The following is a 22,266-nucleotide window of genomic DNA, read 5'->3' as shown; positions in this document are numbered from 1 at the left end:
AGCTCAGTGCACCCGCGGCAGGACAGTGAGCGGCCCGCGCCGCGCGTCCTTCAGCAGGACCACCGCGAGCACCGCCCCCGCCACCGCGACCACCGCACAGATCACCAGGCTCTCGTGGAACCCGGCCAGCGCCCCGGCCGGCCCGGGCGTGGCGGCCATGCTCGACGCGATGACCGTCGACGCCACCGCGACCCCGAACGCGCCGCCGATCTGGAACGCCGCCGTGCTCGTGCCGGATGCGATGCCCGCGTCGGCTTTGGTGGCGCCCGAGAGCGCCGCCGCCGCGAGCGCCACCGGGCCCGCGCCCAGCCCGAGGCCGAACAGCACCAGGCCGGGGAACACGGCCGTGAAGTACGCGCTGTCGGCCGAGATGCCGACCAGCAGCGCGCAGCCGATCCCGAGCAGCAGCAACGCCGTCACCGCGACCGGGCGGACGCCGCGCCGGGCCATGCCCGCCTGCGCCGCGAACGCGCCCACCACCGACGCGATCGGCATCGCCGACTGGCTCAGCCCGAACTGGATCGGCGTGTAGCCCAGCACCCCCAGCGAGTACTGCGAAAGCACGACCGACATCCCGAAGCCCGGCACCAGCGCCACGATCGTCAGCAGGTTGGCGCCCAGCACGGTGGTCGACCGGAAGAGCCGCGCGGGCAGCAGCGGGTTCACCGAGCGCTTCTCCACCAGGACCGTCAAGCCGGTCAGCACCACGAAGAGCGCGCCGAGCCCCAGGACCGGGAAGCTCGTCCAGCCCAGCTGCGGCGCTTCGACCAGCAGGTAGACCAGCAGCGCGAGCGCCGCGGTGCCCAGGACCGCCCCGGCGACGTCGAAGGTGCGCGACGCCGAGGCGTCCCGGCTTTCCCGCAGCAGCACCGGGCTCAGCACGAGCATCACGATCGCGACCGGGACGTTGACGTAGAACAGCGACTGCCACCCCAGTTTGTCGAGCAGCGCCCCGCCGAGCAGGAGACCCGTTGTCGCGCCCACCGCGGCGATCGCGGACCACGCCGCCAGCGCGCGGTTGCGCGCCCGGCCCTCCGGGAACGTGTCGGTGAGGATCGCCATCGCGGTCGGCGCCATCAGCGCCGCCGAAACGCCGTGCAGCGCCCGGGCCGCCAGCAGCAGCGGCGCGGCCGTCGCGAGCGCGGAGAGGATCGAGACCAGCAGGAACAGCACGGTCCCGAGCATGAACACCCGGCGGCGGCCCAGCAGGTCCGCGGCCCGGCCGCCGAGCAGCAGCAACCCGCCGAACGTCAGCAGGTTGCCCGAGAGGATCCACTGGGCCTCGACCGGCGAGAGCCCGAGGTCCGCCGCGATCACCGGCACGCCCATGATCACGCTCTGGGCGTCCAGGATCACCATGAAGTTGGCCGCGCAGAGCAGGATCAGGGCCGCCAGCCGGCGGGGTTCCGCCTGCCGCGCGGCCGCGTCCGGCCGCGCCGATTCCGCGAGGGTCATCCGCGCTCCCATGCTCGTTCCGATCGTGCGACCGACCGTACGAACACCGAGGCGGTGGGCTCATCTCCCCCGCTGCGAGATCAGTCGCCGCGGACGAGCACGACCACGCCCGCCACGACGACCACCGCGCCGGCGACCACGTTGCCGACGAGCGCGGCCGTCGACGGCTGCGTCTCCGCCGCGGAGCGCAGCAGCCACGGCGAAAGCGCCGTCCACGCGCCGAGCACCGGGACGACCCAGCCGAGGAACCGCAGGCGCCGCGTCGCGGTGCGGGCGATGGCCAGCGCGACCAGGACCAGGCCGACGACGGTGTTGCTCAACGCGAGCACACCCGCCCCGCCGAAGCCGGTGACCCAGGGGGCGAGCACGAGGTAAAGACCGGCGAGCAGGACGAAGCCCGCGGCGGCGCCGATGACGGCGGTCCGCTGCCGGCCGGCCGGGGTGCTGTGCGAAGTCATCTCGTCACCTCCACCCCGGAGAGGTACCCCGCGGTAGCGGCCGGTAACCGGGGCCTGCCCGCAGCCCTCGAAACGGGCAGGCCCCGGCCGGGAACTCAGCAGCCGCAGGTGTAGTACGTGATGTCCCAGTGGTTGCCCTCGTCGCAGTAGAGGTTGCCGGAGCCGGCCTTCCACTGCGGGTAGCCGTCGCCGCGCAGCCCGATGTAGCCGAAGCTGTTCTTGATGTAGGCGTCGATGCAGCTGTTGTGCGAGATGTCGACCTTGTAGCCGTTGTAGTGGCTGTAGGTGCCCGACGCGTGGCCGACCTCGGTGCCGCCGGTGATGTTGATCGCGCAGCCGCTCGCCCGCTTCAGCGTGATCACGCCGCTGACGGTGCTCTGGTTGATCTGCTCGTAGGACGTGCAGGTCGAGTTCGACCGCGTGGTGCAGCCCCCGCTCGACGAGTGCGTCACCCCGGCGGCGGACAGCTGCGACGCCGCCTGCGCCTGAGTGAGCTTCGTGACCTCGACGCTCGCCGACGCGGTGCCGATGGTCGCGAAGACCACCGTCGCGGCCGAAGCGGTCAGTCCCACAGCCACGCGCGCGAGCATCCGTTGTCCCGGCATGCCTTGCCTCCTCGGTACGACGATCCGAACGGCGGCAGCCAAAACGGGAGGGCCATAACTTCGCCAAACGCCGCGGCGCGGGCCGGCGCGGCGGCGGGGTCAGGTCCTGATCTTCGTCAAGACTTCACGAGTGCGGTCCCGGGCCGGGGATTCACTGGTGACGGCGGTGAGCTCCCGCAGCGCGCGCAGCTCCCACAACGGGAACCCGAGCTCGCGGAAGAGGCCGGCCGACGTCCGCAGCAGGCGCGCGGCCTCCGGCCCGGCGCCCTCGTCCGCGTGGGTCCGGCCGAGGCTGAGCAGGGTGTAGCCGGCGCCGCGGCGGTCACGAAGCTCGCGGAACACGCCCATCGCGACGCGCAGGTGCCACCGCGCGCCCGCCGGATCACCCGCGCCGCGGCGCGCTTCGGCGAGGCAGCGGTGGGTGTAGGCGGCGGCGTGCCGGTGCCCGATCTGCTCGAACAGCGTCAGCGACCGCGTCAGGAAGCGTTCGCCGTCGAGCGGCTCGCCGGCCTCGGTGTGCAGGGCGCCCAGGCTGCGCAGGACGTGCGCCTCCCAGTGCCGCTCGCGGGTCCGGACGGCGCCGCCGAGCGCGCCGGTGAGCAGGTCGGCGGCCCGGTCGTAGCCGCCGTGGCGGCGCAGGACGTCGGCGTAGCGCTTGGCGGCCTGGTCGTGCCCGCGGCCGTCGTCGCACTCGCTCGCGAGCAGCATGCTGACCTCGAAGCTCTCGACCGCGCGCCGCACGTCCCCGACGTCTTCGGCCAGCGACCCCAGCTGCGCGGCCGCGGCGGCCTGCCCGTGGCGGTCACCGCACGCGCGCAGCAGGCCGAGGGCTTCGACCAGCTCGGCCTCGGCGGCCCGCGGATCACCGCCGTCGAGGTGGACGTCGGCGAGCGCGGCCAGCACCGCGCCGGTGCCCTGCGGGTCGTCGAGCTGCCGGAACCGGTTTTCGGCCATGACGAAGTAGTTGCGCGCCTGCCGGCCGCGGCCGTGCTGCCAGTGCACCGAGCCGAGGTTGTAAAGCTTTTCGGCTTCGGCGCGCGGATCCTGCCGCCGCCGGGCGGCGGCCAGCCCGAGCACCGACACGGCCCGGGCAGCGTGCCCGAGCCACGGCGTGCCGGCCAGCGCGGTGCAGGCGTCGGCGAGCCGTTCGGTGAGGTCGTGCCAGCCGTGCGCTCCGGCGAGCCGCGCGGCCGCGGCGAGGTGCGAGGTTTCTCGGGCAGCCCAGGCTTCGGGATCGGCGGCAACTCGTTTCGCGGCGGCGGGATCGGGTTTCGGGAGGTCGACGGGCGTGCGGCCGCGGGCGTGCTCGGCGAGGGCGAGGGTGACTTCGCAGGCGCGGCGGAGGGCGGCGGGGTCGGTTTCCGGGGTTTCGATGACGAGGAGCCGGGTGAGGGGCGGTAAGGCCCAGTGAGTGCCGACATCGGGCCGAAGGGTTCCGTCGGCTTGGTCACCGACATCCAGTCGAGGAGCTTCTCCCCCAGCCCGTTCCACCAGATGCGCCGCCGCCAATTCCTCGAGCCGGTCGCGGGCCTCCTCCGACGGCCGGTCCAGCAGCGCCGCCACGCACCAGTCCGGCACCGGGCCCTCGAACGCCGCCAACATCCTCAGCAACGACCGGTCCGCCGCCGGGCGCTCCCGCAACGCCGAAGTCACCGCCGCCCGGACCGCGAGGTCGCCCGTGGCCAGCTCGTCGAGCCGGCGGCGGTCGTCGGCCAACCTGGCCGCCAGCTCCGCCACCCGCCGGCCCGGGCGGGCTGCCAGCTTCACCCCGGCGATCCGGACCGCGAGCGCCAGCCCGGCGCAGCACTCGAGAACCCGGTGCGCCGCCACAGGTTCCGCGCGCAGCCGCGCCTCCCCCGCGAGCGCCGCCAGCAGCGCCCACGCGTCCTCTGTGGACAGTCCGGCCACCGGGACCGGCCGCGCCCCGCACAGGCCGGGCAGCTCACGGCGCGTCGTGACCAGCGTCGCGCAACCGGGCCCGCTCGGCTGCAGCGCCCGCACCTGCGCCTCGGTCGTGACGTCCTCCAGCAGCACCAGCAGCCGGCGGTCCGCGGTGTAGCTGCGCCACAACCCCGTCAGGCCGGCGCGGTCGGCCAGTTCCGCCGGCGTCGCGCCGAGCAGGCGCAGGAACCCGGTGAGGACGGTCGCCGGCTCGGCGTCCCGCAGCGACGCGGTCAGCTGGCCGTCGGGGAAGCGGCGGCGCGCCCGCCAAGCCGCCTGGACGGCCAGCGCCGACTTCCCGGCTCCGGCGGCCCCGTGCAGCACGACCGGTCCGGAGCCGCGCAGGGCCCGGCCGGTGTCGGCGAGCTCGGCCGCGCGGCCGGTGAAATCGGGCACCGCCGGCGGCAGCTGCGCGGGCGGGCCCGGCGTCGTCCACTCGGTGCCGGCGATCCGGCGGTACACCGCGACGAGGTCGTCGCCCGGCCACACGCCCGCCTCTTCCCACAGCGCCCGCCGCGTCCGGCGGAGCACCTCCAGCGCCGACTCGCGGTGGCCGACCGAGCCGAGCGCGGACGCGAGCCGGGCCGCGAAACGCTCGTCGGCCGGCCGGGCCGCGACGACCGGGTCGAGCCGTTCGACGACCGCCCGGCCGTCGCCGTCGGCGAGCTCCAGCTCGACCAGCTGCAGCAACGCCGCCGAGCGCCGGTCCTCCAGCCACAGCTTGTGGGCCTCCAGCAGCGGCCCGCCGGTGACGTCGGCGAACGCGTCGCCCCGCCAGCACGCCAGCGCCCGTTCGAGCGCGCGGCGGCGTTGCGCGCGGTCGTCGGCGCCCGCGGACAGCAGCGTGAGGAAGTCGTCCGCGTCCAGCTCGCCCGGCTCGACGGACAACGCGTAGCCCCGCGGCCCGGACCGCAGGCGCTGCCCGGCCTCGGCGGCCCCGAAGCCGGGCGAGAGCGTCTTGCGCAGCTTCGACACGGTGACCTGCACGATCGCCGCGGCGCTCGACGGCGCGCCGTCCGGCCACAGCTCGTCGACCAGCGTGTCGCGGCCGACGAACTGGCCGGCGCGCGCGAGCAGCACGGCCAGCAGCCGCCGCGGCTGGGCCGCCGACGGCAGCCCGACGGTGGCGGTCAGCGGACCGAGGACCTGGAACCGCACGGCTACACCCCACCCGCGAGATCACCTGATCGAGCGAGCTGAATCTAGCCGTCCGACGCTGGGCTTTTCCCTCGATCACCCGGATGGCCGACGACGTTGGTTCAGGCGTTCGCCAGGAGCCGGCCCAGGAGCTCCGGCTGGTCGGCCAGCCCGGCCCGCAGCGTGTGCTCGCGCAGCGGCTTCAGGTCGCCGTAGGGCTGGTTCGCCCAGTCCAGGCGCCCCTGCGGCGGCTCGGGGTCGTACTCGATGGCGAACTGGATGTTCGTCGCGACCTGCCGGCCGGCCAGCCGTTCCACCAGGTGCAGCGCCAGGTCGATGCCCGCCGAGACGCCCGCCGCGGTGATCACCCGGCCGTCTTCGACCCACCGCTCGGCGACCGGCGTCGCGCCGAGGCCGGTCAGCACGTCGCGGAACATCCAGTGCGTCGTCGCCCGCTTGCCCTCGAGCAGCCCGGCCGCGCCGAGGACCATCGAGCCGGTGCAGACCGACGTCACCAGCTCGGCACCGGCGGCCGCGGAACGCAGCCAGGCGAGCAGGCGCTCGTCCGCCATCGCGCGGAGCGTCGGCACGGTGCCGCCGGGCACCAGCACCGCGTACGGCGACGGCACTTCGTCGAACGTGTGGCTCGGCGCGACGCACAACGGGGTGTCGGTGCCGATGGTGTCCTTCGTGGCGCCCACGACGACGGTCCGGTAGCCGGAATCCATCTGGGCCAAGGCACTCAGCACCTGGAGCGGGCCCACCAGGTCCAGCGGCGTGAGCCCCGGGTAGACGACGAAGGCGAGGGTCTTCTGCGCAGCGGTCATGGCCCTCACCCTGGCGGCGGCCGCGGTCCCGCCGGATCCGGATGTCCGAAATCCTGCGAACCGCGTCCGAAGGCCGGTCCGGCTGCTAGCGTGCGATCATGGCAGGCTCACCCAGACGGGTCACGATCGTCGGATTCCCCGACGTGGAGCTGCTGGACGTCGCCTGCCCGGCCGACGTCCTCGACGCCGCCAACCGCCACGGCGCCCGCCCGCCGTACGAGATCCGGCTCGCCACGATCGACGGCCAGGCCATCCGCACGTGCTCCGGCCTGATCCTGCAGCCCCACCTGCGGCTCGACCAGGTGGCGGCCGACCTCGACACGCTGGTCGTCGCGGGTGGCTGGGGCAGCACGACGGCCGCGTCCGACGAACGCGTGCTCGCCCACATCCGGCGGCTGGCCCAGACCAGCAGGCGGGTGGCGTCGGTCTGCACGGGTGCGGAGGTGCTCGCCGCGGCGGGGCTGCTCAACGGCCGCCGCGCGACGACCCACTGGCGCTGGGCGGCGAAGCTGGCCGACGCCTACCCGGCGGTGACAGTCGATCCCGTGCCGCTCTACATCCAGCACGGCAACGTCTACACCGCCGCCGGCGTGACCAGCGGCCTCGACCTCACCATGGCGCTCGTGGAGGCCGACCACGGGCCGACGCTGGCCCGCGAAGTCGCCCGGTCGCTGGTGACGTACCTGCAGCGGCCCGGCAACCAGGCCCAGGTCAGCCTGTTCCTGGCCGGACCGCCGCCGGAGCACCGCGAGGTCCGCGACCTCACCGCGTACATCGCCGAGCACCTCGACGCGGACCTCGGCACCCCGGCGCTCGCCGGCCGGGCGGGCCTCAGCACCCGCCAGCTGACCCGGCTCTTCGACGCCCACCTCGGCACGACGCCGGGCAAGTACGTCCGCACGGTCCGCACCGAGCACGCGGCGCGGATGCTGTCGGGCACGGACCTCCCGCTGGCGACGATCGCGCGCCGCTGCGGCTTCGGCTCGACGGAGACGTTGCGCCAGGCCTTCCTCGACCACTTCGACACCCCGCCGTCGGCGTACCGGCGCGTCCACGTCCGCCAGGCCCACGGCTGACGCATCGGGAGGAACCGGACCCTCGGCGGCCCCTCGTGCGGGCGGTGCGATCCCGCTGTCAGGATGTGCGCGTGGACCGCCCCGACCCGGACAACGACGCAACCGGCCCGATTCGCCGGATCACGGACGAGGTGTCCCCTTCGCCGGGCGCGACGCCCCGGAAGCCCGTCCGCCGGGTCCCGCCCGAGGGTGCGGCGCCGGTTCGCCGCCGCGCCGACACCGGGCCGCAGCGGGTCGCGAACACCGGCGCCCAGCGCGTTCCCGGCGCGGACAAGCGCACCGACACCGGTCCCCAGCGCACCGCCCGGCGAACGGACACCGGCCCCCAGCGCACCGCGCGCCGCGGGGACACCGGGCCGCAGCCGGTCCCGGCCGGCGCCAAGCCGCGCCCCGCTAAGAAACCCGAGCCCGAAACCGGCCATGGGCACGGCCACGGGCCCGCCGCGCCGGCGTCGAAGCGCGTCAAGCTGCTGCTGATCTGGCTGCTCGCCCCGCTCGCGCTGGCGACCGTCGTCGGCATGATCGTGCTGTACCCCTGGGGCAAGCCGGACCCGACGAGCGTCGTCCCGCAGGGCACGCCCGTGGCCGCGAACATCACGTCGACCGCGACCGGTCCCTGCCTCGCCCAGGGCCAGGTCCAGGTCGGCGACCAGACGGACCCGAACGCCAAGCCCTGCCTGACGGTCGACCTCACCATGACCGACGGCCCGGCGAGCGGGAAGCAGCTGAAGCTGACCGTCCCGATCGAGCCGAGCACGCCGCGGTTTTCCGCCGGCGACGCCGTCGTGCTCGCCTACAACGGGGGCAACGCCGGCGACCCGGCCAGCTTCCAGCTCGTGGACTTCCAGCGCGGCACCCCGCTGTTCGTGCTGGCCGCGCTCTTCGCGGTCGCCGTGCTGGTGCTCGGCCGCTGGCAGGGCCTCGCCGCGCTCGCCGCGCTCGGCTTGTCCTTCGTCGTGATCGCGCTCTTCGTCCTCCCGGCCATCCTCGCCGGGGAGAACCCGCTGGTCGTGGCCATCGCCGGGTCCGGCGCGATCATGTTCATCGCGCTCTACCTGACCCACGGGCTGTCGGCGAGAACGTCCGCGGCCGTCCTCGGCACGCTGGTCAGCCTGGCCCTCATCGGCGTCCTGTCGGCGATCTTCTCCGCCGCGGCCTCCCTGACCGGGCTCGACGACAGCACGTCGACCCTCATCGGGTCGCTCGGCCACGGCATCGACGCCCGGGGACTCCTGCTGGCCGGCGTCGTGATCGGCGCGCTCGGCGTGCTCGACGACGTGACCGTCACCCAGACCAGCGCGGTCTGGGAGCTGCGCCGCGCCAACCCGGACCTGACGTGGCAGGAGCTGTACCGCTCGGGCCTGCGGATCGGCCGCGACCACGTCGGGTCGGCGGTCAACACGCTCGTGATGGCCTACGCCGGGGCCGCGCTGCCGGTGCTGCTGTACTCGTCGATCTCCGGCGTCGGGCTGGGCGCGCTGCTCGGCAGCGAAGAGATCGCGCAGGAGATCGTCCGGACGCTCGCCGGCAGCGTCGGCATCGTGGCGGCCGTCCCGGTGACGACGATCCTGGCCGCGCTGATCGCCTCCCGCGAGCCCGCCGGGTACCTCAGCAGCACCACGAAGGCCGTTCCGTCCCACCCGTAACATCGGCGCACCCCGGGCGCGACACCGCTGGTCAAGCGCGGTAGGAAGGCGGCAGCCGAACCGGGAGGCGCGATGTTCCTGCTCGCCGGCCCGCGGTGCCTCGTGCGGAGTGCGCTGCGGGTGGTCACCGCCACTGTCCAGGCCGTCGAGTCGCTGCCGCGCATCGCCACGGCCCTGGAGGACGTCCGCGCCACCCTGCACCACGTCGAGCGCCTCGCCGCCTACATCGCCCAAGAGGTCCCGGAGCTCGTCTACCAGCTCGAACAGCTGCGCGAGGCGGACGAGGAGCTCAGTCGAGAGTCGCCACGAACCGGCTGACGGCCTCCATCGTGAACCGCTGCACGTACTTGCCGGACGGCGCCACCGACGCCAGCCGGTAGAGCGGGCGGTCGGCCACGCCGGTGCCACGCGCCTCGGCCTTCAGCTCGGCGACCAGCAGCTCGCCGAACACCAGGCCGTTCGCCTCGGTGTTGTTCATCAGCGCGTTCGCCAGCTTCCGCAGCTGCAGGATGCCCAGCTCGCGGCCGCCGGTGCCGGAGAACACCGCGAGGTCGACCTTCGCCACCTTGCCGCGCTGGCCGGCGTTGACCAGCAGGCTCACCGTGCGGGAGCCGCGGACGTCGCCGATCACCAGGTCGAGCCGCGTCGCGGTGACCAGGTCGACGCGGCGCAGGCCCCAGGTCCGCACCAGCAGCGTCGAGCCCTCCAGCCAGACCCGGCGGCGGATGCTGACCGCCATCACGTACAGCAGCGGCAGCGCGATCACGAGCGCCACGATCAGCCCGATCAGGGTGCCGCCGATCAGGCCGGCGACGCCGCCGAACGCGGCCGCGACGATCACCACGCCGATCAGGCCCGAGATCCCGCGGCGACGGCGCCCGCGCGGGTCCTCCTCGAACAGCGCCAGCCGCTCGGTCGTCTCTTCCGCCATCCTCAGGCCCCCGTCCCGGCGAGGAACGGGTTGCCCGCGCGTTCCCGGCCGATCGTCGTCGCCGGGCCGTGGCCCGGCAGCACCACCGCGTCGTCCGGCAGGCTCGTCAGCAGCTCGCGCACCGCTTCCGGGTCGGCGCCGCGGCCGACCGAGCCGGCGAACAGCGTGTCGCCGGTCAGCGCGAGCCGGCCGCCCTCGGCCGTCGCCAGGCTCAGCACCACCGAGCCCGGCGTGTGCCCCGGTACGTGCCGGACGTCGATGTCCAGCCCGGCGAAGGTGCCTGGCTCGAGCGGGACGCTGTCGCCGTCGTACAGCCGCGCGTCGGCGGGGTGCAGGCGCAGCGGGACGCCGTGCTCAGCCGCCAGCGAGGCCGCCGAAGCGACGTGGTCCGCGTGCCCGTGGGTGGCCACGAGAGCCGCCGGGACCAGCCGGTGCTCGGCGAGCGCGGCGGTCAGCGGGGTGACCACCTCCTGGCCCGGATCCACGACCACGCACGGCCCGCCGGCGGCCTCCGCCAGCAGGTAGCAGTTGGCCTGCAGCGGGCCGCTGCCGAACCCGACGACGAGCACCGAACGCCTCCCGGACTTCCGCGCCGGATGGCGCCGATCACGATCGGGTTGAGACTAGCGGGCCCTGTACATGGTCCTCACAGGCTGTGCCCATACACTGCCGCTACCTCAGACGTGTGACACGAGCGGAAACCTGGAGGGTACGGGGTGGCGACCAACCAGCAGCGCCGCGAAGCTGCGAAGCGCAAGCTCGAGAGGCAGCTCGAGCGCCGATTGGAGCAGCAGAAGCGACGCAGGAGGATCGGCGCTGGTGTCGTCGGCGTGGCCGTGCTCGTCGTGGCGGGCGTGGTGGTGTGGATCGTGAGCGCCAACGGCGGTGACGCCACCGACACGGCGGCGTCGTCCTCGGCCGCTCCGCCGCCGACCGACCTCCAGATCCCGACGCAGCGCACGGCGCTGCCGAAGCGGGCCACGGCGCTGCCGAACCCGACGACGTGCGACTTCAAGGCCGACACGACGGGCAAGGCGCCGAAGAAGGTCAACCTGCCCGACGGCAAGAACGTCCCGTCGACCGGCACGGTGAACGTGACGCTGAAGAGCACCGCGGGCGACATCCCGCTGACGCTCGACCGGGCGCTCGCGCCGTGCGCGGTGCAGAGCTTCATCAGCCTGGCCAAGCAGAACTTCTACAACGACACCATGTGCCACCGGCTCGGCACCGAGGGCCTGCAGATGCTGCAGTGCGGTGACCCCTCGGCCACCGGCGACCCGACCCAGGACGGCCAGGGCGGCCCCGGTTACACGATGCCGGACGAGGCGTTCCCGGAGATCAAGTACGGCCGCGGCATCCTCGCGATGGCGAAGACGTCCGCCCCGAACTCCGGCGGCAGCCAGTTCTTCATGGTCTACGGCAACGCCGACGGCCTCCCGGCGGACTACTCGGTGTTCGGCAGCATCAGCGACGAGGGCCTCAAGGTCCTCGACGCCGTCGCCAAGGCCGGCATCGCGAACCCGAACCCGCAGGACGGCACCGGGGCGCCGACGAAGCAGGTGAAGTTCACGGGCGTGACCGTCCAGTAGTGGCGGCGCGCATCGAGCTGAACGGGGACCCGCTCGGCCCGGACGCCTTCGTCGCGGGGATGACCTCCTACGGTCATTTCACCGCGATGCAGGTCCGGGACGGGCGGGTCCGCGGGCTCGCGTTCCACCTGGAGCGGCTCGCGACGAGCACCCGGCTGCTGTTCGGCACCGACCTCGACGTCGACCGGGTGCGGTCCTACGTCCGCCACGCGATCGCCGGCGAACCGGCGCTTTCGGTGCGGGTCATGGTGGTCACGCGCTCGTTCGACGAGCCCCTCGTGCCGGAAATCCTGGTCCGGACGCTCCCGCCGCACCCGCCCGAGCCGGCGCCGCTGCGCCTGCGGACGGTCCGGTACCAGCGGGATCTGCCGCAGGTGAAGCACCTCGGCACGTTCGGGCTGATCTACCACTCCCGCCAGGCCGAGCTGGCCGGCTACGACGACGCGCTGTTCGTCGACCCGGCCGGCCGGATCAGCGAAGCCTCGGTGTGGAACGCCGGTTTCCTGGCCGGCGACACGGTCGTGTGGCCGGAAGCCGCGGTGCTGCCGGGGATCACGATGCTGGCGCAGAAGGAAGCGTTGCGCCGCCTGGGTGTCCCGCAGGAGACGCGCGAAGTCCGGCCCGCGGACTTGCGTTTCTTCGACGCGATGTTCGTGACGAACTCCGAGACCCCGGGGCGCGCGGTCGCCTCCGTCGACGACCTCGTGCTGCCGCCCGCGGACCGGGCGGTGGAGTTGCTCGCGCGGGCGTACGAAACCGTGCCGTGGGACGAGATCTGAACCGACCCCGGACGTCATGAACGACTCTTTCATGACGTCCGGCGACCGGGCTCCGGCAAAGTCGTGGCCGCGCGGTCTGCCCGGCGTCGCGGCGATGTCATGAAAGGGTCGTTCATGTCGTCTGACGAGGTGAACGACCCGTTCATGACGTGCGGGCGACCGGATCGGCCGCGCTGACCTGACTTTGCCGGAACCCTGACGTCCGGCGACAGGAACGGGTCGTTCATGTCCACCGGCGGCCGCGAGATCTGAACCGCACTCGCTCCGCCCCCGTGTAGAGGGGCAACACCGGGACCCGCCGGGGTCACCGGGGAGAGGTGCCGACCATGGTCGCAAACCCCGCGGTGCGCCGCGTGCTCGGGCGGGCCGGGCAGGCCGGGGCCGCCGGTGTCCTCTTCGCCGTGCTCGCCGGGGGTCCCGCGCTCGCGCAGACCCAGCCTCCTCCGCCGGCCGTCAAGTACTACATCGTCCCGCACGCCGACAACCCCGACGACATCACGCTGTTCAAGATCGCCGAGCGCGCCCTCGGTGACGGCAACCGGTTCTCCGAGATCTTCAAGCTGAACCAGGGCCGGCCGAGACCCGACGGGACGCCGTTCACCGACCCCACCGCCATCGAACCCGGCCAGGTGCTGCAGCTGCCCGACGACGCCCGGGACCCCGCGGTGCAGTTCGGGCCGTTGCCCACCGCTCCCCCGGCCGCCGCCGCTCCGAAAGCCGAACCCGCTGGGGAAACCTCCGGTCTCGGCGTCGGGCTGGCCTCCGCCGTCAGCGGCACCGGCGGGCTGCTCACCGGACTGATCGCCGGGCTCTGGTGGCGCCGCCGGCCGCGGCTCGTCCCGCCGCCGCCGTTCGAGCCGGCCGGCGAAGCCGACGACGGCTCCGGCTCGGTCAGCGGCACCCTGCCCATCCCGGTCGTGCCCGAAGTCCTGCGCCCGGAACCCGTCACGACCGAACTCTCGATCATCGTGCTCGACACGGCCGAAACCCAGGTGATCGCCGCCGTCCGGCCCGGCTCGCGGTTCCACTTCCGGCTCGGCGGGAAACCGGACTTCGCCGACGACTCCACCGTGCTCGTCGTCGACGGCGAAAGCGAGCCCTGAGCTGAACGGATCAACCAGCGCCCGAACGCTGGCCTTCGGGGCGCCGGTGCCGCGATAGTCGAACGATGACCTCGGATCCGTTCGGGACTCTGCGCACAACGCTCTGGATCGGTGGTGCCCCGTGGACGGGCAAGTCGACCGTCGCCCGGCTGCTGGCCGAGCGCCACGGGCTGACGACCTACCACCACGACGACCGGACCCGGCCCGGCGCGACCGCGGCCGACGACGCCCTCGCCGGCGACCAGCTGACCGCGCTGCTGGCCGAGTTCCGGCAACGGTTCGAATGCGCGCTGGCCGACCTGCGCGCCCTGGCCTCGCCGCGGCCGATCGTCGCCGAGGGCCGGGGCCTGCGCCCGGAACTGGTCGCGCCGCTGGTGGACTCGCCGAGCCGGATGGTCGTGCTGGTGCCGACCGAGCTGTTCCGCCAGCACCAGCTACGCCACCGGCCGGACGAGCCGACGATCCCGCGGCAGCGGAGCCGCCTGACGCGCGACCGGATGCTCGCCGCGCAGGCCGTGCGCTCGGCGCGGGAGCTCGGCATCCGCGTGATCGAGATCGACGGCCGGCTCGACCCCGCCGGGGTGACCGACGTCGTCGCCGAGCACTTCCACGCCTACCTGGATGCGTGACGCCCCCGTTGGCGGAATCCGCGGCGAGCGCCGAAGATCGGTGATCGACACGTCATTCCGCGCGGCGAAGGAGCTTCCGTGGGGTTCGGGAGAAGGCCGGCGTTCGTCGTCGCGCTGGCGTTGGCGGCCACCGTCGTGACGAGCGTGCCCGCCGGCGCCACCGGCCGCTGGACCGTGACCCTCACCGGCGCGGTGACCGCCGCCGTCGCCCGCACCGGCGACGGCGGCCTGACCTTCGCGGTCTCCCGCGGCGGCACGACCGTGCTGGCCCCCTCTCCCTTGGGCCTGCGGACACGAGCCGCCGACCTGACCCGGGACCTGAAATTCCTCCGCCGCGTCGACCGCGTCGTCGACGAGCACTATTCGATGACCACCGGCAAGCGCCTGCGGCGGCACGCGCGGGCGGCGGAGACGACGTTGTCCTTCACCGGTGCGCGCGGAACCCGGCTCGATGTCGTCGTCCGCGCGGCCGCCGACGGCGTCGCCTACCGGTACGTCCTCCCCGCCGGCGGGACGGTGCTCGGCGAGGCGTCGGCGTTCAACTTGCCCACGGCGGCGCCGGCGTGGCTGCTGCCCTACTCCCCCAACTACGAGAAGGTCCGCGTCGAAACCACCGCGGGCGGCGCACCGGCCGGCGACTACGGCTTCCCGTTGCTGTTCGAGACCGGCGACGGAGGCTACACGCTGCTGACGGAGTCCGATGTGGACGGACGATACTCCGGCGCCCGGCTGACGCACCCGGCCGGCACGGCGGACTACGCGATCAAGCTGGCCGACGCCGCCGTCACCGGACCCGGGCCGTTCGCCACGCCGTGGCGGGTGGCGATCACCGGCGACCTGGCGACGGTCACCGAGTCCACTTTGGTCGACGACCTCGCGCCGGCGTCCGAATTGGACGACACGTCCTGGGTGCGGCCGGGGAAGGTCGCGTGGTCGTGGCTGTCCGAACACGACAGTCCTCGCGATCCCGTGCGGCAGAAGCAGTTCGCCGACTTCGCCGCCCGGCACGGCTGGCCGTACCTGCTCGTCGACGAAGGCTGGGACACCTCCTGGGCCCCGGCTGTCATCCGCTACGCCCGCGCCCGCGGCGTCGAGGTGCTCCTCTGGTTCCGCTGGGACGACCTCGACACGCCGGCCGAACGCGCGCGGTGGCTGCCACTGGTCAAGTCGTGGGGCGTGGCCGGGATCAAGGTCGACTTCATGGACTCGGACACGCAGGCGCGGCTCGGGTTCTACGACGACATCGCGCGGGCGACCGCCCGGCAGCGGCTGATGCTCAACTTCCACGGCGCGACCGTCCCGCGGGGGTTCCAGCGCACCTGGCCGCACGTGATGAGCTTCGAAGCCGTCCGCGGCGCCGAACAGCTCCGGACGCGTGCGGCGACCAACACGATGTTCCCGTTCACCCGCAACGTCGTCGGCAGCATGGACTACACGCCGACGGCGTTCGTGGTGTCCGATCGGGACACGACGGACGCGCACGAGGTGGCGACGTTCTTCGTCTACGAATCCGGCTGGCAGCACGGCGCGGACAAGCCGGAGAACTACGAAGCCCGGCCGGAGGCCGTGCGCACGCTCGACGAGCTGCCGACTGTCTGGGACGAAACCCGGCTGCTGTCCGGGAGACCCGGCCGTGCAGCGGTGTTCGCGCGTCGCTCGGGTGAACGCTGGTTCGTCGGCGGCATCTTCGCCGGGCCGGCCACGACGGTGACGGCACCGCTGGACTTCCTGGGACCGGGGCGCTGGGTCGCCGACACCGTCCGCGACGGGCCGACCGGGCTGCTCCGGGAAACCGAGACGGTCACGGCGGGCGAACGGCTACGCGTGCCGATCGCCGCGAACGGCGGCTTCGTGACCATCCTCAGCGGAAGGTGAACCGCGGCGGGCGCCGCTCCAGGAACGCGGCGACACCCTCCGCGTAGTCGACGCCGTGCAGGGCCTCGGAGCGGATCTCCTCGACCTCGGCGTCCGACGTCTCCTGGCCCGCCACGATCTTCTCGATGATCCGGTTCATCCCGCGGATCGACGCCTGCGACCGGGAGCAGAGCGTCGCGACGAACTCCTGCGTCGACGACTCCAGCTCCTCGGCCGGGAAGACGTCGTTGAGCAGGCCGATCTCGCGGGCGCGGCCGGCGGTGATCAGCTCGCCCGACAGCAGGAAGTACTTCGCGTGCGCCGGACCGACCAGCGACACGAGCTGGCGCGTCGAGTCGAAGTGGTAGACGATGCCGAGCTTCGCCGGCGTGATGCCGAAGCGGGCGCCTTCGGCGGCGAACCGGAAGTCGCAGGCGACCGAGACCTGGCAGCCGCCGCCGATGCAGTTGCCCTGGATCATCGCCACCGACGGCTTGCGCAGCGCGGTCAGCGCCGCCACCGCGCCCTCGACCGCCTTGTCGTAGCTCGCCGCGCCGTCGGCGGTGGTGCGCAGCTCGCCGAACTCGCTGATGTCCGCACCCGCCGAGAAGTGCTTCCCGGCGCCCGCGAGCACGAGCACCTTCACCGCGGGATCGGCGTCGACCTCGGCCACGACGTCCGGGATCGCCGACCACATGCCGTAGGTGATGGCGTTCATCTTCTCCGGGCGGGTCAGCGTGAGCCGGGCGACTTCGCCGTCGCGCGTCAACTCGAATCCGTCGGTCATGGTTGGCACCCTAGCTTCTCGCCCTGAGCGAAAAGTGCGGTGTGTGACACGGTCGGGTGGCTAGCTTGGGGCCATGGCGATGATCGAGGTGGGCGGGACGGCGTTCGGCTACGACGAAGCGGGAGAGGGGCCCGCGGTCGTGCTGCTGCGCGCCGCGATCGGCGACCGCCGGATGTGGGACGCCCAGTTCACCGCGCTCGCCGCCACGCACCGGGTGATCCGCTACGACCGCCGCGGCTTCGGCGAAACCGCCGACGGCCCCGGCGAGTACGCCCACTTCGAGGACCTGCTGGCCCTGCTCGATGCCCGGGGGATCGAGCGGGCCGCGCTGGTCGGGGCGTCGATGGGCGGGGCGTGCGCGCTGGACGCCGCCCTGGCCGCGCCGGAGCGGATCACCCGGCTCGCGCTGCTCGGCTCGGGCCTGACCGGGCACACCTGGCCAGACCACATGCTGGCGGACTTCGCCCGGCTGGCCGCGGAAGCGCTCCCCGCCGGGCGGCTCGAGCAGTACGCCGCCCGCGAGGCCGAGGTCGACCCGGCGGACGTGCGGGCGATGGCCGACGCGAACATCCGCTACCTGGTCGCCGGCCCGGACCGGGACGTCTCGGTCCTGCCGGCGGACATGGTCGCGCGGGTGCGGGAGATGTGCGAGCAGGTCTACCGGCGCGACTGGACCGCTCCACAGTGGACGGAGAAGATCCCGGACACCCGGCACCGGCTGGGCGAGATCACGACACCCGCCCTGGTGGTGATCGGGACGGCGGACGCGCCCGGGCTCGTCGAGCTGTCCCACCACCTCGCGGCGTCACTGCCGGACGCGGAGCTCGTCGAACTCCCCGACACCGGTCACCTGCCGGCGATGGAACGGCCGGCCGAGGTGACCGCGCTGCTGCGGAAGGTCCTCTGACCGGCGCTCAGGTGAAGATCTTCTGCACCTGGTCGGAGATCTTCGCGACCAGCTCGGAAAACTGCGCCAGGCCGCCCAGCAGCCCCTTGACCTTCTCCCACCGGCTGCGGACCACCGCCGGCTCGGCGGCGTCACCCGCGCGCAGGTCTTCCGCCAGGTCGGTGAGCGTGTCCTCCAGCACCTCCTGCTTCGCGAGATCCTTCCCGCGCACCTCGGCCGTCAGCCGCTCGACCAGCCGCAGCAGCGAGGAAACCGTCTCGTCGGCGCCGCCGCCCTCGATGCCGGTCTGGGTGATCCGGCCCGAGTTGTCCCCGCCGATGCTGACCTTGTTCGTGATCCGGTGTCCCATCAGGCCTCCGTTCCGTCGTTGCGGCCGGTCGTCTTCGGCACGCGCGGCCGCGGGCCGCGCTGCCCGGTCTGGGTGATCGGGGCGCGGTTGTCGCCGCCGATGCTGATGTCGTTGTTGATCACGACCGCCGCCTGCTCCTCGAACTTCGCCGTCGAGAACCCGGCGTCGCCGAGCAGCTTGCCGATCGTCGGCAGGAGCCTGCTCCCGATGATCTTCTCGTAGCGTTCGACGTCGACGAGCTGGAAGTAGTCGGTGAACAGGTTGACCGCCGCCAGCTCGCGCAGGGTGCTCGAGGCGCCGTAGCGTTCCGGGTCGAGGACCCCGGCCTCGCGCTTCGGCCGCCGGATCCACGACGCCAGGTTCGCGATCCGGCCCGGCAGGCTCGCCGGCAGCTCCAGCCAGCCGAGCAGCCCCTGCCCGAACGGGCGCAGCGACTCCTGCCGCATCTTGTCCACGACGCGGTATTCGGCCTTGATCGGCGGCAGCATGAACGGCGTCCACTCGACGTACAGCGTCGTGTCGTCCACCGCCACGTGCAGGAACGTCGTGAGCACCAGGTCCCGGTCCCAGGTCTCCACCTGGAAGCACAGGTAGTAGCGCGCCCACTCCTTCGGCTCGCGCCGGATCCGCTCGACGTCGGCCTCGCTCAGCCGGGTGTGCGGCGGGTACTCGATGTCCGGCAGGTAGGACGCCGCCTCGGCGTCGGTGAGGTGGTCGATGAGCTCGGCGGCCGGGGTGAACACGGCGTCGGTCACGGTCAGCCCGCCCAGCCGCCGGTCCGGCGACAGCGAGGCCGATTGCCGCAGGTCCGCGATCGCCCCGCGGATCTCCTCGTACAACGTCTCGGTGGTCAGCTCACGCCGCGTCTCCGGGTCGCTCTCGTCGTCGTCGAGCCGCTCCAGCGGGATCGCCATCGACCAGGAGTCGCGGCGGAAACCCGCGCCGACGAACGGTTTGTAGCCGCGGTACACCACCAGCGGCGCACCGGGCATCCCGGCGAACTCGTCACCGCGCTGGTAGCGGCCGAGCTGCTCGCGGAAGTCTTCGGTGAACAGGCCGGAGAGGCTGCCGGTGTCGGGGGCCGGCGGGGCGAAGCGCTTGAAGCGCGTGGTCAGCAGGTTCCACAGCGACCAGCGCTCGAAGGTGACGACCATGAGCACGACGATGGCCAGCACGATGCCGATGACGAACCGGGCGGTGTCGCCGCCCGAGGAGCCGTCGTAGTCGATGTCGACGTCGTCGTAGTAGCGCGACGAATACCGGCTGCCGGAGGATTCGAAGAGCTCGTCCGAGTAGGTCAGCAACAGCCACCCGACCACGACGACGACGGCTATCAGGACGAGCGTCTTCGGGTTGAACACCCGCTCGTTCGCGTACGCGGTCTTCCCCGCCCGCGCGACCACGAGCAGCACCGACAGCACGATCCAGCCGTACAGCAGCGGGTTGTCCCACGACAGCCCGATGACCACGGCCATCAGCCCCACCAGCAGGCCGTCGTAGTTCTTGCGGCGCGCCCGGGCCCGGACCGCCTCGGTCAGCACGCGGCCGGCGTCGAGACCCGGTGACGGCGGGACCGGCCGGGTCGGTTCGACGAGGAACTCGGTGATCGCTTCGGTGCTGTAGCGGGGATCGAGGTACGAAGCCGCACACAGGTAGCGCGTGGTGTCGTCGGACATGCTGCCCCCTCGGCTCGGCCGCCCCGCAATTTGCGGACCGTAGCATGCAGTCACGAAAACCGGCACCGCAATTCCGGGCGAAACCGGCACGGCCGTTTCCGGCGGGAAGAATGGTCAGGAAAGCAGCTTCGCCGTCAGTTCGCCCCGGCTCCGGACGTCGACTTTGCCGAACACCGACTTGAGGTGGTCCTGCACCGTGTGGGCCGAGATCCCGAGCCGGTCCGCGATGTCCACTGTGGACCGGCCGGCCAGCACCTCGCGGCAGACGTCGCGCTCGCGGGCGGTCAGGCCGTAGGCCGCCAGCCGCACGCTCAGCAGCTCGGCCCCCGACGCGCGCCCGACCGTCACCACCGTCTCGTCGGCGTCCTCGGCGACCAACCTGCTGGCGTGCAAGACGATCCAGCCGCCGCGGGCGTCGCGGACCCGGGCGCGGAACGTGCCGGTCGCCGCCGCCCGCGCGCCGGTGACCACCGCCCGCAGCAGCACCGCGAACCGGCCGGGGGCGATCTCGTCCAGTTCGGACCGCCACGCCGCGGCCGCCGCGGTGGCCGCCCGCTGCCTGCCGTCCGGGCCGGCCACGACGATCGCCGGGGCCGCCGGCTCCCCCGCGTCGCGCGTGCGGGCGGCCACCCGCGTCGCGGCCGCCACCGCCGGCGCGATCGCCGTCAGGAACTCGACTTCGCGGTCGCTGAACTCGCCGCGCCGCACCAGGCCGGCCGCACCCCACGACGTCCCGTCGACGCGGAACACCGCGCGCAGCTCGTGGTCCAGGCCCAGCGGCCGCCACACCTCGTTGAGCCGGCCGCTGCGCTCGGCGTCCCGGCGCGGCAGGTCCGAGAGCCGGGCCACCGGCACCGGCCGGGCGGCCAGTTCGGCGAAGGTGTGCGGCTGGGCGCCGTCGTACTCGTACGTCGCCAGCAGCGGTTCGTACTCGCCGGGGATCCGGGCACGCCCGCTGGTCATCGAGCTGATCACCGCGGTGTCCGGGTCCAGCGACGCCCAGCAGGTGAGCTCGGTGGGCACCACCCGCTCGACCAGCTCGATCACGGCGGCGTGCAGCTCGGCGACCCCGAGGCCCGCCGTCGCGAGTGCGGCGATGTCGCGCCGCGCGCCCTGTGCCCGACCCTCCCACCTGGACCGCTGTTCCCGCATCGACGCAGTATGCGCCGCGGCGCGCCGATGCGGGTATCCCACATTCACGGGATGGTCCCCCGGCCGCGCGGTTCCCACCATCGAGGGCATGACCCACTTCAGCGCCCCGGGCGAAGGCCCGGAACTCGATTCGAAGGATGCCCGGATCACCGTCAAGGTCGGTGCCGAGCACACCGGCGGGGCCTACGAGCTGTTCGAGGTCGACGCGCCCCGCGGGCCGTCGGTCCCGCCGCACTCGGAGCCCTGGGCGAAGAGCTTCTACGTGTTGCACGGCCGGATCACGGTCTACGTCGACGGCGAGCTGCACGACCTCGGCCCCGGCGCGTCGATCAGCATCCCGGCGGGCGCGGTCAACACCTTCACCGTGCACACGCCGTCGGCGAAGTTCCTCGCGGTCGGCTTGACCGACGCGATGGGCCGCTTCTTCCGCGACGTCGACCAGGCTCCGCCGGAGCGGATCCCGGAGGTCGCGAGCCGGCACGGCGTCGAGCTGGTGCGGCCGTGAACGCCGTCGTCCAGATCTTCGCCGGGATCGCCGCGCTGGTGCACCTGCTCGCGTTCACGTGGGAGGTCGTGCTGTTCGAACGGCCGGGCGTGCACGAGGGCATCTTCAAGATCCCGGCGGCGAACCTGCCCGCCACCCGGCTGTGGTCGTTCAACGTCGGGTTCTACAACCTGTTCCTCGCGGCCGGACCCGTCATCGGGCTGGTGCTGCTGCACACCGGGCAGACCGGCGCCGGGCGCGCGCTGGTGCTCTACACCTGCGCGTACATGGCCCTGGCCGGGATCGCCCTCGGCGTGTCCGACCTGCTTGCCCTCAGCCGACCCCGCGGCGCGGGCCGGGGCGGTGCCCTCGCGCAGGCGGTGCCGCCGCTGGTCGCCCTGGTCGCGGCGCTCTTCTAGCTCCGCTCGATCAGCTGCTCGCTCCAGGCGCGAATGGCCGCGGCCTGGCCGGGCGTGAGGCGGTCGAGGACGAGCCGGCGGATGGTGGCGCCGTGCGCCCGGACGGCGCGCTCGGCCGTGCGCCGGCCCTCCTCGGTCGGCTCGATCCCGGTGCGCCGGCCGGTGGCGCCGTCCTCGATGCGCGCCACCAGGCCGCGGTTCTCCATTCGCGTCAGCAGGTGCGCGACGCGGCTCTTCTCCCAGTCGAGCGCGTCGGCGAGCTCGCCGACGCGCATCGGCCGGTCCAACGTCATCAGCACGCTGAACTCGGCCTTCGAGATGCCGCAGTCGCGCTGCAGCCCGCGGTCGAGTTCGCGGTCGAGCATCCGGTGGGCGCGCATCCAGGTGTCCCAGAACTCCCACTCCGCCGGCTCCAGCATGGGCGTAGCATACAGAGTTGACGCGTCAACTCTTGGAGGACAC

The 22,266-nt window shown here is 73.2% G+C and carries 23 protein-coding genes; 11 read left to right on the top strand and 12 right to left on the bottom strand.

Going from position 1 to position 22,266, the window contains the following annotated elements; translation table 11 throughout:
* Positions 1–3 precede the first annotated feature (3 nt).
* The 5 genes from ABFJ78_RS10955 to ABFJ78_RS10935 form a co-directional block, all read right to left on the bottom strand.
* On the bottom strand, positions 4–1,455 hold the full coding sequence (locus ABFJ78_RS10955; protein WP_436385776.1) for an MFS transporter: 1,452 nt from the start codon (positions 1,453–1,455) through the stop codon (positions 4–6).
* 80 nt (positions 1,456–1,535) lie between these two features.
* Complete coding sequence (locus ABFJ78_RS10950; RefSeq protein ID WP_372665557.1) at positions 1,536–1,913, bottom strand: SPW repeat protein; 378 nt, start codon at positions 1,911–1,913, stop codon at positions 1,536–1,538.
* Positions 1,914–2,008: 95 nt separating this feature from the next.
* Positions 2,009–2,491, bottom strand: coding sequence for a hypothetical protein (locus ABFJ78_RS10945; RefSeq protein ID WP_436385775.1), 483 nt, complete (start codon positions 2,489–2,491; stop codon positions 2,009–2,011).
* Positions 2,492–2,617: 126 nt separating this feature from the next.
* The gene (locus tag ABFJ78_RS10940) at positions 2,618–5,617 is read right to left on the bottom strand and encodes a BTAD domain-containing putative transcriptional regulator (protein ID WP_436385774.1); all 3,000 of its coding nucleotides are present in this window, start codon (positions 5,615–5,617) and stop codon (positions 2,618–2,620) included.
* A gap of 101 nt (positions 5,618–5,718) precedes the next feature.
* The gene (locus ABFJ78_RS10935) at positions 5,719–6,423 is read right to left on the bottom strand and encodes a DJ-1/PfpI family protein (RefSeq protein WP_436385773.1); all 705 of its coding nucleotides are present in this window, start codon (positions 6,421–6,423) and stop codon (positions 5,719–5,721) included.
* Between the two features lie 98 nt (positions 6,424–6,521).
* Between ABFJ78_RS10935 and ABFJ78_RS10930 the strand changes: the two genes are divergently transcribed.
* The 3 genes from ABFJ78_RS10930 (at position 6,522) to ABFJ78_RS10920 (ending at position 9,463) form a co-directional block, all read left to right on the top strand.
* Positions 6,522–7,499 carry a GlxA family transcriptional regulator gene (locus ABFJ78_RS10930; RefSeq protein WP_436385772.1) on the top strand — a complete coding sequence of 326 codons (978 nt, stop codon included), beginning with the start codon at positions 6,522–6,524 and terminating at the stop codon, positions 7,497–7,499.
* 71 nt (positions 7,500–7,570) lie between these two features.
* Entirely contained in the window at positions 7,571–9,145 is a 1,575-nt protein-coding gene (locus ABFJ78_RS10925) for a YibE/F family protein (protein ID WP_436385771.1), read from the top strand.
* A 72-nt stretch (positions 9,146–9,217) separates the two neighbouring features.
* Positions 9,218–9,463, top strand: coding sequence for a hypothetical protein (locus ABFJ78_RS10920; protein WP_436385770.1), 246 nt, complete (start codon positions 9,218–9,220; stop codon positions 9,461–9,463).
* Here the strand turns inward: ABFJ78_RS10920 and ABFJ78_RS10915 are convergent.
* Positions 9,435–10,076 (bottom strand): hypothetical protein, encoded by a 642-nt coding sequence (locus ABFJ78_RS10915; RefSeq protein WP_436385769.1) that lies wholly within the window; start codon positions 10,074–10,076, stop codon positions 9,435–9,437. The two genes, ABFJ78_RS10920 and ABFJ78_RS10915, sit on opposite strands and share 29 nt — an antisense overlap.
* Before the next feature lie 2 nt (positions 10,077–10,078).
* The gene (locus ABFJ78_RS10910) at positions 10,079–10,645 is read right to left on the bottom strand and encodes an MBL fold metallo-hydrolase (protein WP_436385768.1); all 567 of its coding nucleotides are present in this window, start codon (positions 10,643–10,645) and stop codon (positions 10,079–10,081) included.
* A gap of 147 nt (positions 10,646–10,792) precedes the next feature.
* Between ABFJ78_RS10910 and ABFJ78_RS10905 the strand changes: the two genes are divergently transcribed.
* The 5 genes from ABFJ78_RS10905 to ABFJ78_RS10885 all read left to right on the top strand — a co-directional run bounded on the left by ABFJ78_RS10905 (position 10,793) and on the right by ABFJ78_RS10885 (position 16,051).
* Positions 10,793–11,665 carry a peptidylprolyl isomerase gene (locus tag ABFJ78_RS10905; RefSeq protein ID WP_436385767.1) on the top strand — a complete coding sequence of 291 codons (873 nt, stop codon included), beginning with the start codon at positions 10,793–10,795 and terminating at the stop codon, positions 11,663–11,665.
* The gene (locus ABFJ78_RS10900; RefSeq protein WP_436385766.1) at positions 11,665–12,444 is read left to right on the top strand and encodes an aminotransferase class IV; all 780 of its coding nucleotides are present in this window, start codon (positions 11,665–11,667) and stop codon (positions 12,442–12,444) included. Before ABFJ78_RS10905 ends, ABFJ78_RS10900 begins: the two co-directional genes overlap by 1 nt.
* Positions 12,445–12,770: 326 nt before the next feature.
* Positions 12,771–13,547, top strand: coding sequence for a LysM peptidoglycan-binding domain-containing protein (locus ABFJ78_RS10895; RefSeq protein WP_436385765.1), 777 nt, complete (start codon positions 12,771–12,773; stop codon positions 13,545–13,547).
* Between the two features lie 65 nt (positions 13,548–13,612).
* The gene (locus ABFJ78_RS10890; RefSeq protein WP_436385764.1) at positions 13,613–14,176 is read left to right on the top strand and encodes a hypothetical protein; all 564 of its coding nucleotides are present in this window, start codon (positions 13,613–13,615) and stop codon (positions 14,174–14,176) included.
* Positions 14,177–14,254: 78 nt separating this feature from the next.
* Positions 14,255–16,051, top strand: a complete 1,797-nt coding sequence (locus ABFJ78_RS10885; protein WP_436385763.1) for a glycoside hydrolase family 97 catalytic domain-containing protein — start codon at positions 14,255–14,257, stop codon at positions 16,049–16,051.
* On the opposite strand, the gene ABFJ78_RS10880 is transcribed toward ABFJ78_RS10885, so the two are convergent.
* Positions 16,038–16,817, bottom strand: a complete 780-nt coding sequence (locus ABFJ78_RS10880) for an enoyl-CoA hydratase/isomerase family protein (RefSeq protein WP_436385762.1) — start codon at positions 16,815–16,817, stop codon at positions 16,038–16,040. The two genes, ABFJ78_RS10885 and ABFJ78_RS10880, sit on opposite strands and share 14 nt — an antisense overlap.
* A gap of 73 nt (positions 16,818–16,890) precedes the next feature.
* Here ABFJ78_RS10880 and ABFJ78_RS10875 point away from each other — a divergent pair, with 73 nt between their 5' ends.
* Positions 16,891–17,724, top strand: coding sequence for an alpha/beta fold hydrolase (locus tag ABFJ78_RS10875; RefSeq protein WP_436385761.1), 834 nt, complete (start codon positions 16,891–16,893; stop codon positions 17,722–17,724).
* Between the two features lie 7 nt (positions 17,725–17,731).
* Here the strand turns inward: ABFJ78_RS10875 and ABFJ78_RS10870 are convergent, their stop codons facing one another.
* From ABFJ78_RS10870 to ABFJ78_RS10860, 3 genes are all read right to left on the bottom strand, one after another.
* Positions 17,732–18,073 carry a hypothetical protein gene (locus tag ABFJ78_RS10870; RefSeq protein WP_436385760.1) on the bottom strand — a complete coding sequence of 114 codons (342 nt, stop codon included), beginning with the start codon at positions 18,071–18,073 and terminating at the stop codon, positions 17,732–17,734.
* Positions 18,073–19,749 carry a hypothetical protein gene (locus ABFJ78_RS10865; protein ID WP_436385759.1) on the bottom strand — a complete coding sequence of 559 codons (1,677 nt, stop codon included), beginning with the start codon at positions 19,747–19,749 and terminating at the stop codon, positions 18,073–18,075. Before ABFJ78_RS10865 ends, ABFJ78_RS10870 begins: the two co-directional genes overlap by 1 nt.
* A 114-nt stretch (positions 19,750–19,863) precedes the next feature.
* The gene (locus ABFJ78_RS10860) at positions 19,864–20,901 is read right to left on the bottom strand and encodes a helix-turn-helix transcriptional regulator (RefSeq protein ID WP_436385758.1); all 1,038 of its coding nucleotides are present in this window, start codon (positions 20,899–20,901) and stop codon (positions 19,864–19,866) included.
* Between the two features lie 88 nt (positions 20,902–20,989).
* Between ABFJ78_RS10860 and ABFJ78_RS10855 the strand changes: the two genes are divergently transcribed.
* Entirely contained in the window at positions 20,990–21,406 is a 417-nt protein-coding gene (locus tag ABFJ78_RS10855) for a cupin domain-containing protein (RefSeq protein ID WP_436385757.1), read from the top strand.
* Positions 21,403–21,804, top strand: coding sequence for a DUF1304 domain-containing protein (locus ABFJ78_RS10850; RefSeq protein WP_436385756.1), 402 nt, complete (start codon positions 21,403–21,405; stop codon positions 21,802–21,804). The genes ABFJ78_RS10855 and ABFJ78_RS10850 overlap by 4 nt, the downstream gene beginning before the upstream one ends.
* Here the strand turns inward: ABFJ78_RS10850 and ABFJ78_RS10845 are convergent.
* Positions 21,801–22,223 carry a MarR family winged helix-turn-helix transcriptional regulator gene (locus tag ABFJ78_RS10845; RefSeq protein ID WP_436385755.1) on the bottom strand — a complete coding sequence of 141 codons (423 nt, stop codon included), beginning with the start codon at positions 22,221–22,223 and terminating at the stop codon, positions 21,801–21,803. The genes ABFJ78_RS10850 and ABFJ78_RS10845 overlap by 4 nt on opposite strands.
* Between the last annotated feature and the right edge of the window lie 43 nt (positions 22,224–22,266).

Origin of the sequence: Amycolatopsis sp. MEPSY49, assembly GCF_051337345.1 — a bacterium.
In the GTDB taxonomy this organism is placed as follows: Bacteria; Actinomycetota; Actinomycetes; order Mycobacteriales; family Pseudonocardiaceae; genus Amycolatopsis.
This window is presented reverse-complemented; position numbering and strand designations above follow the sequence as displayed.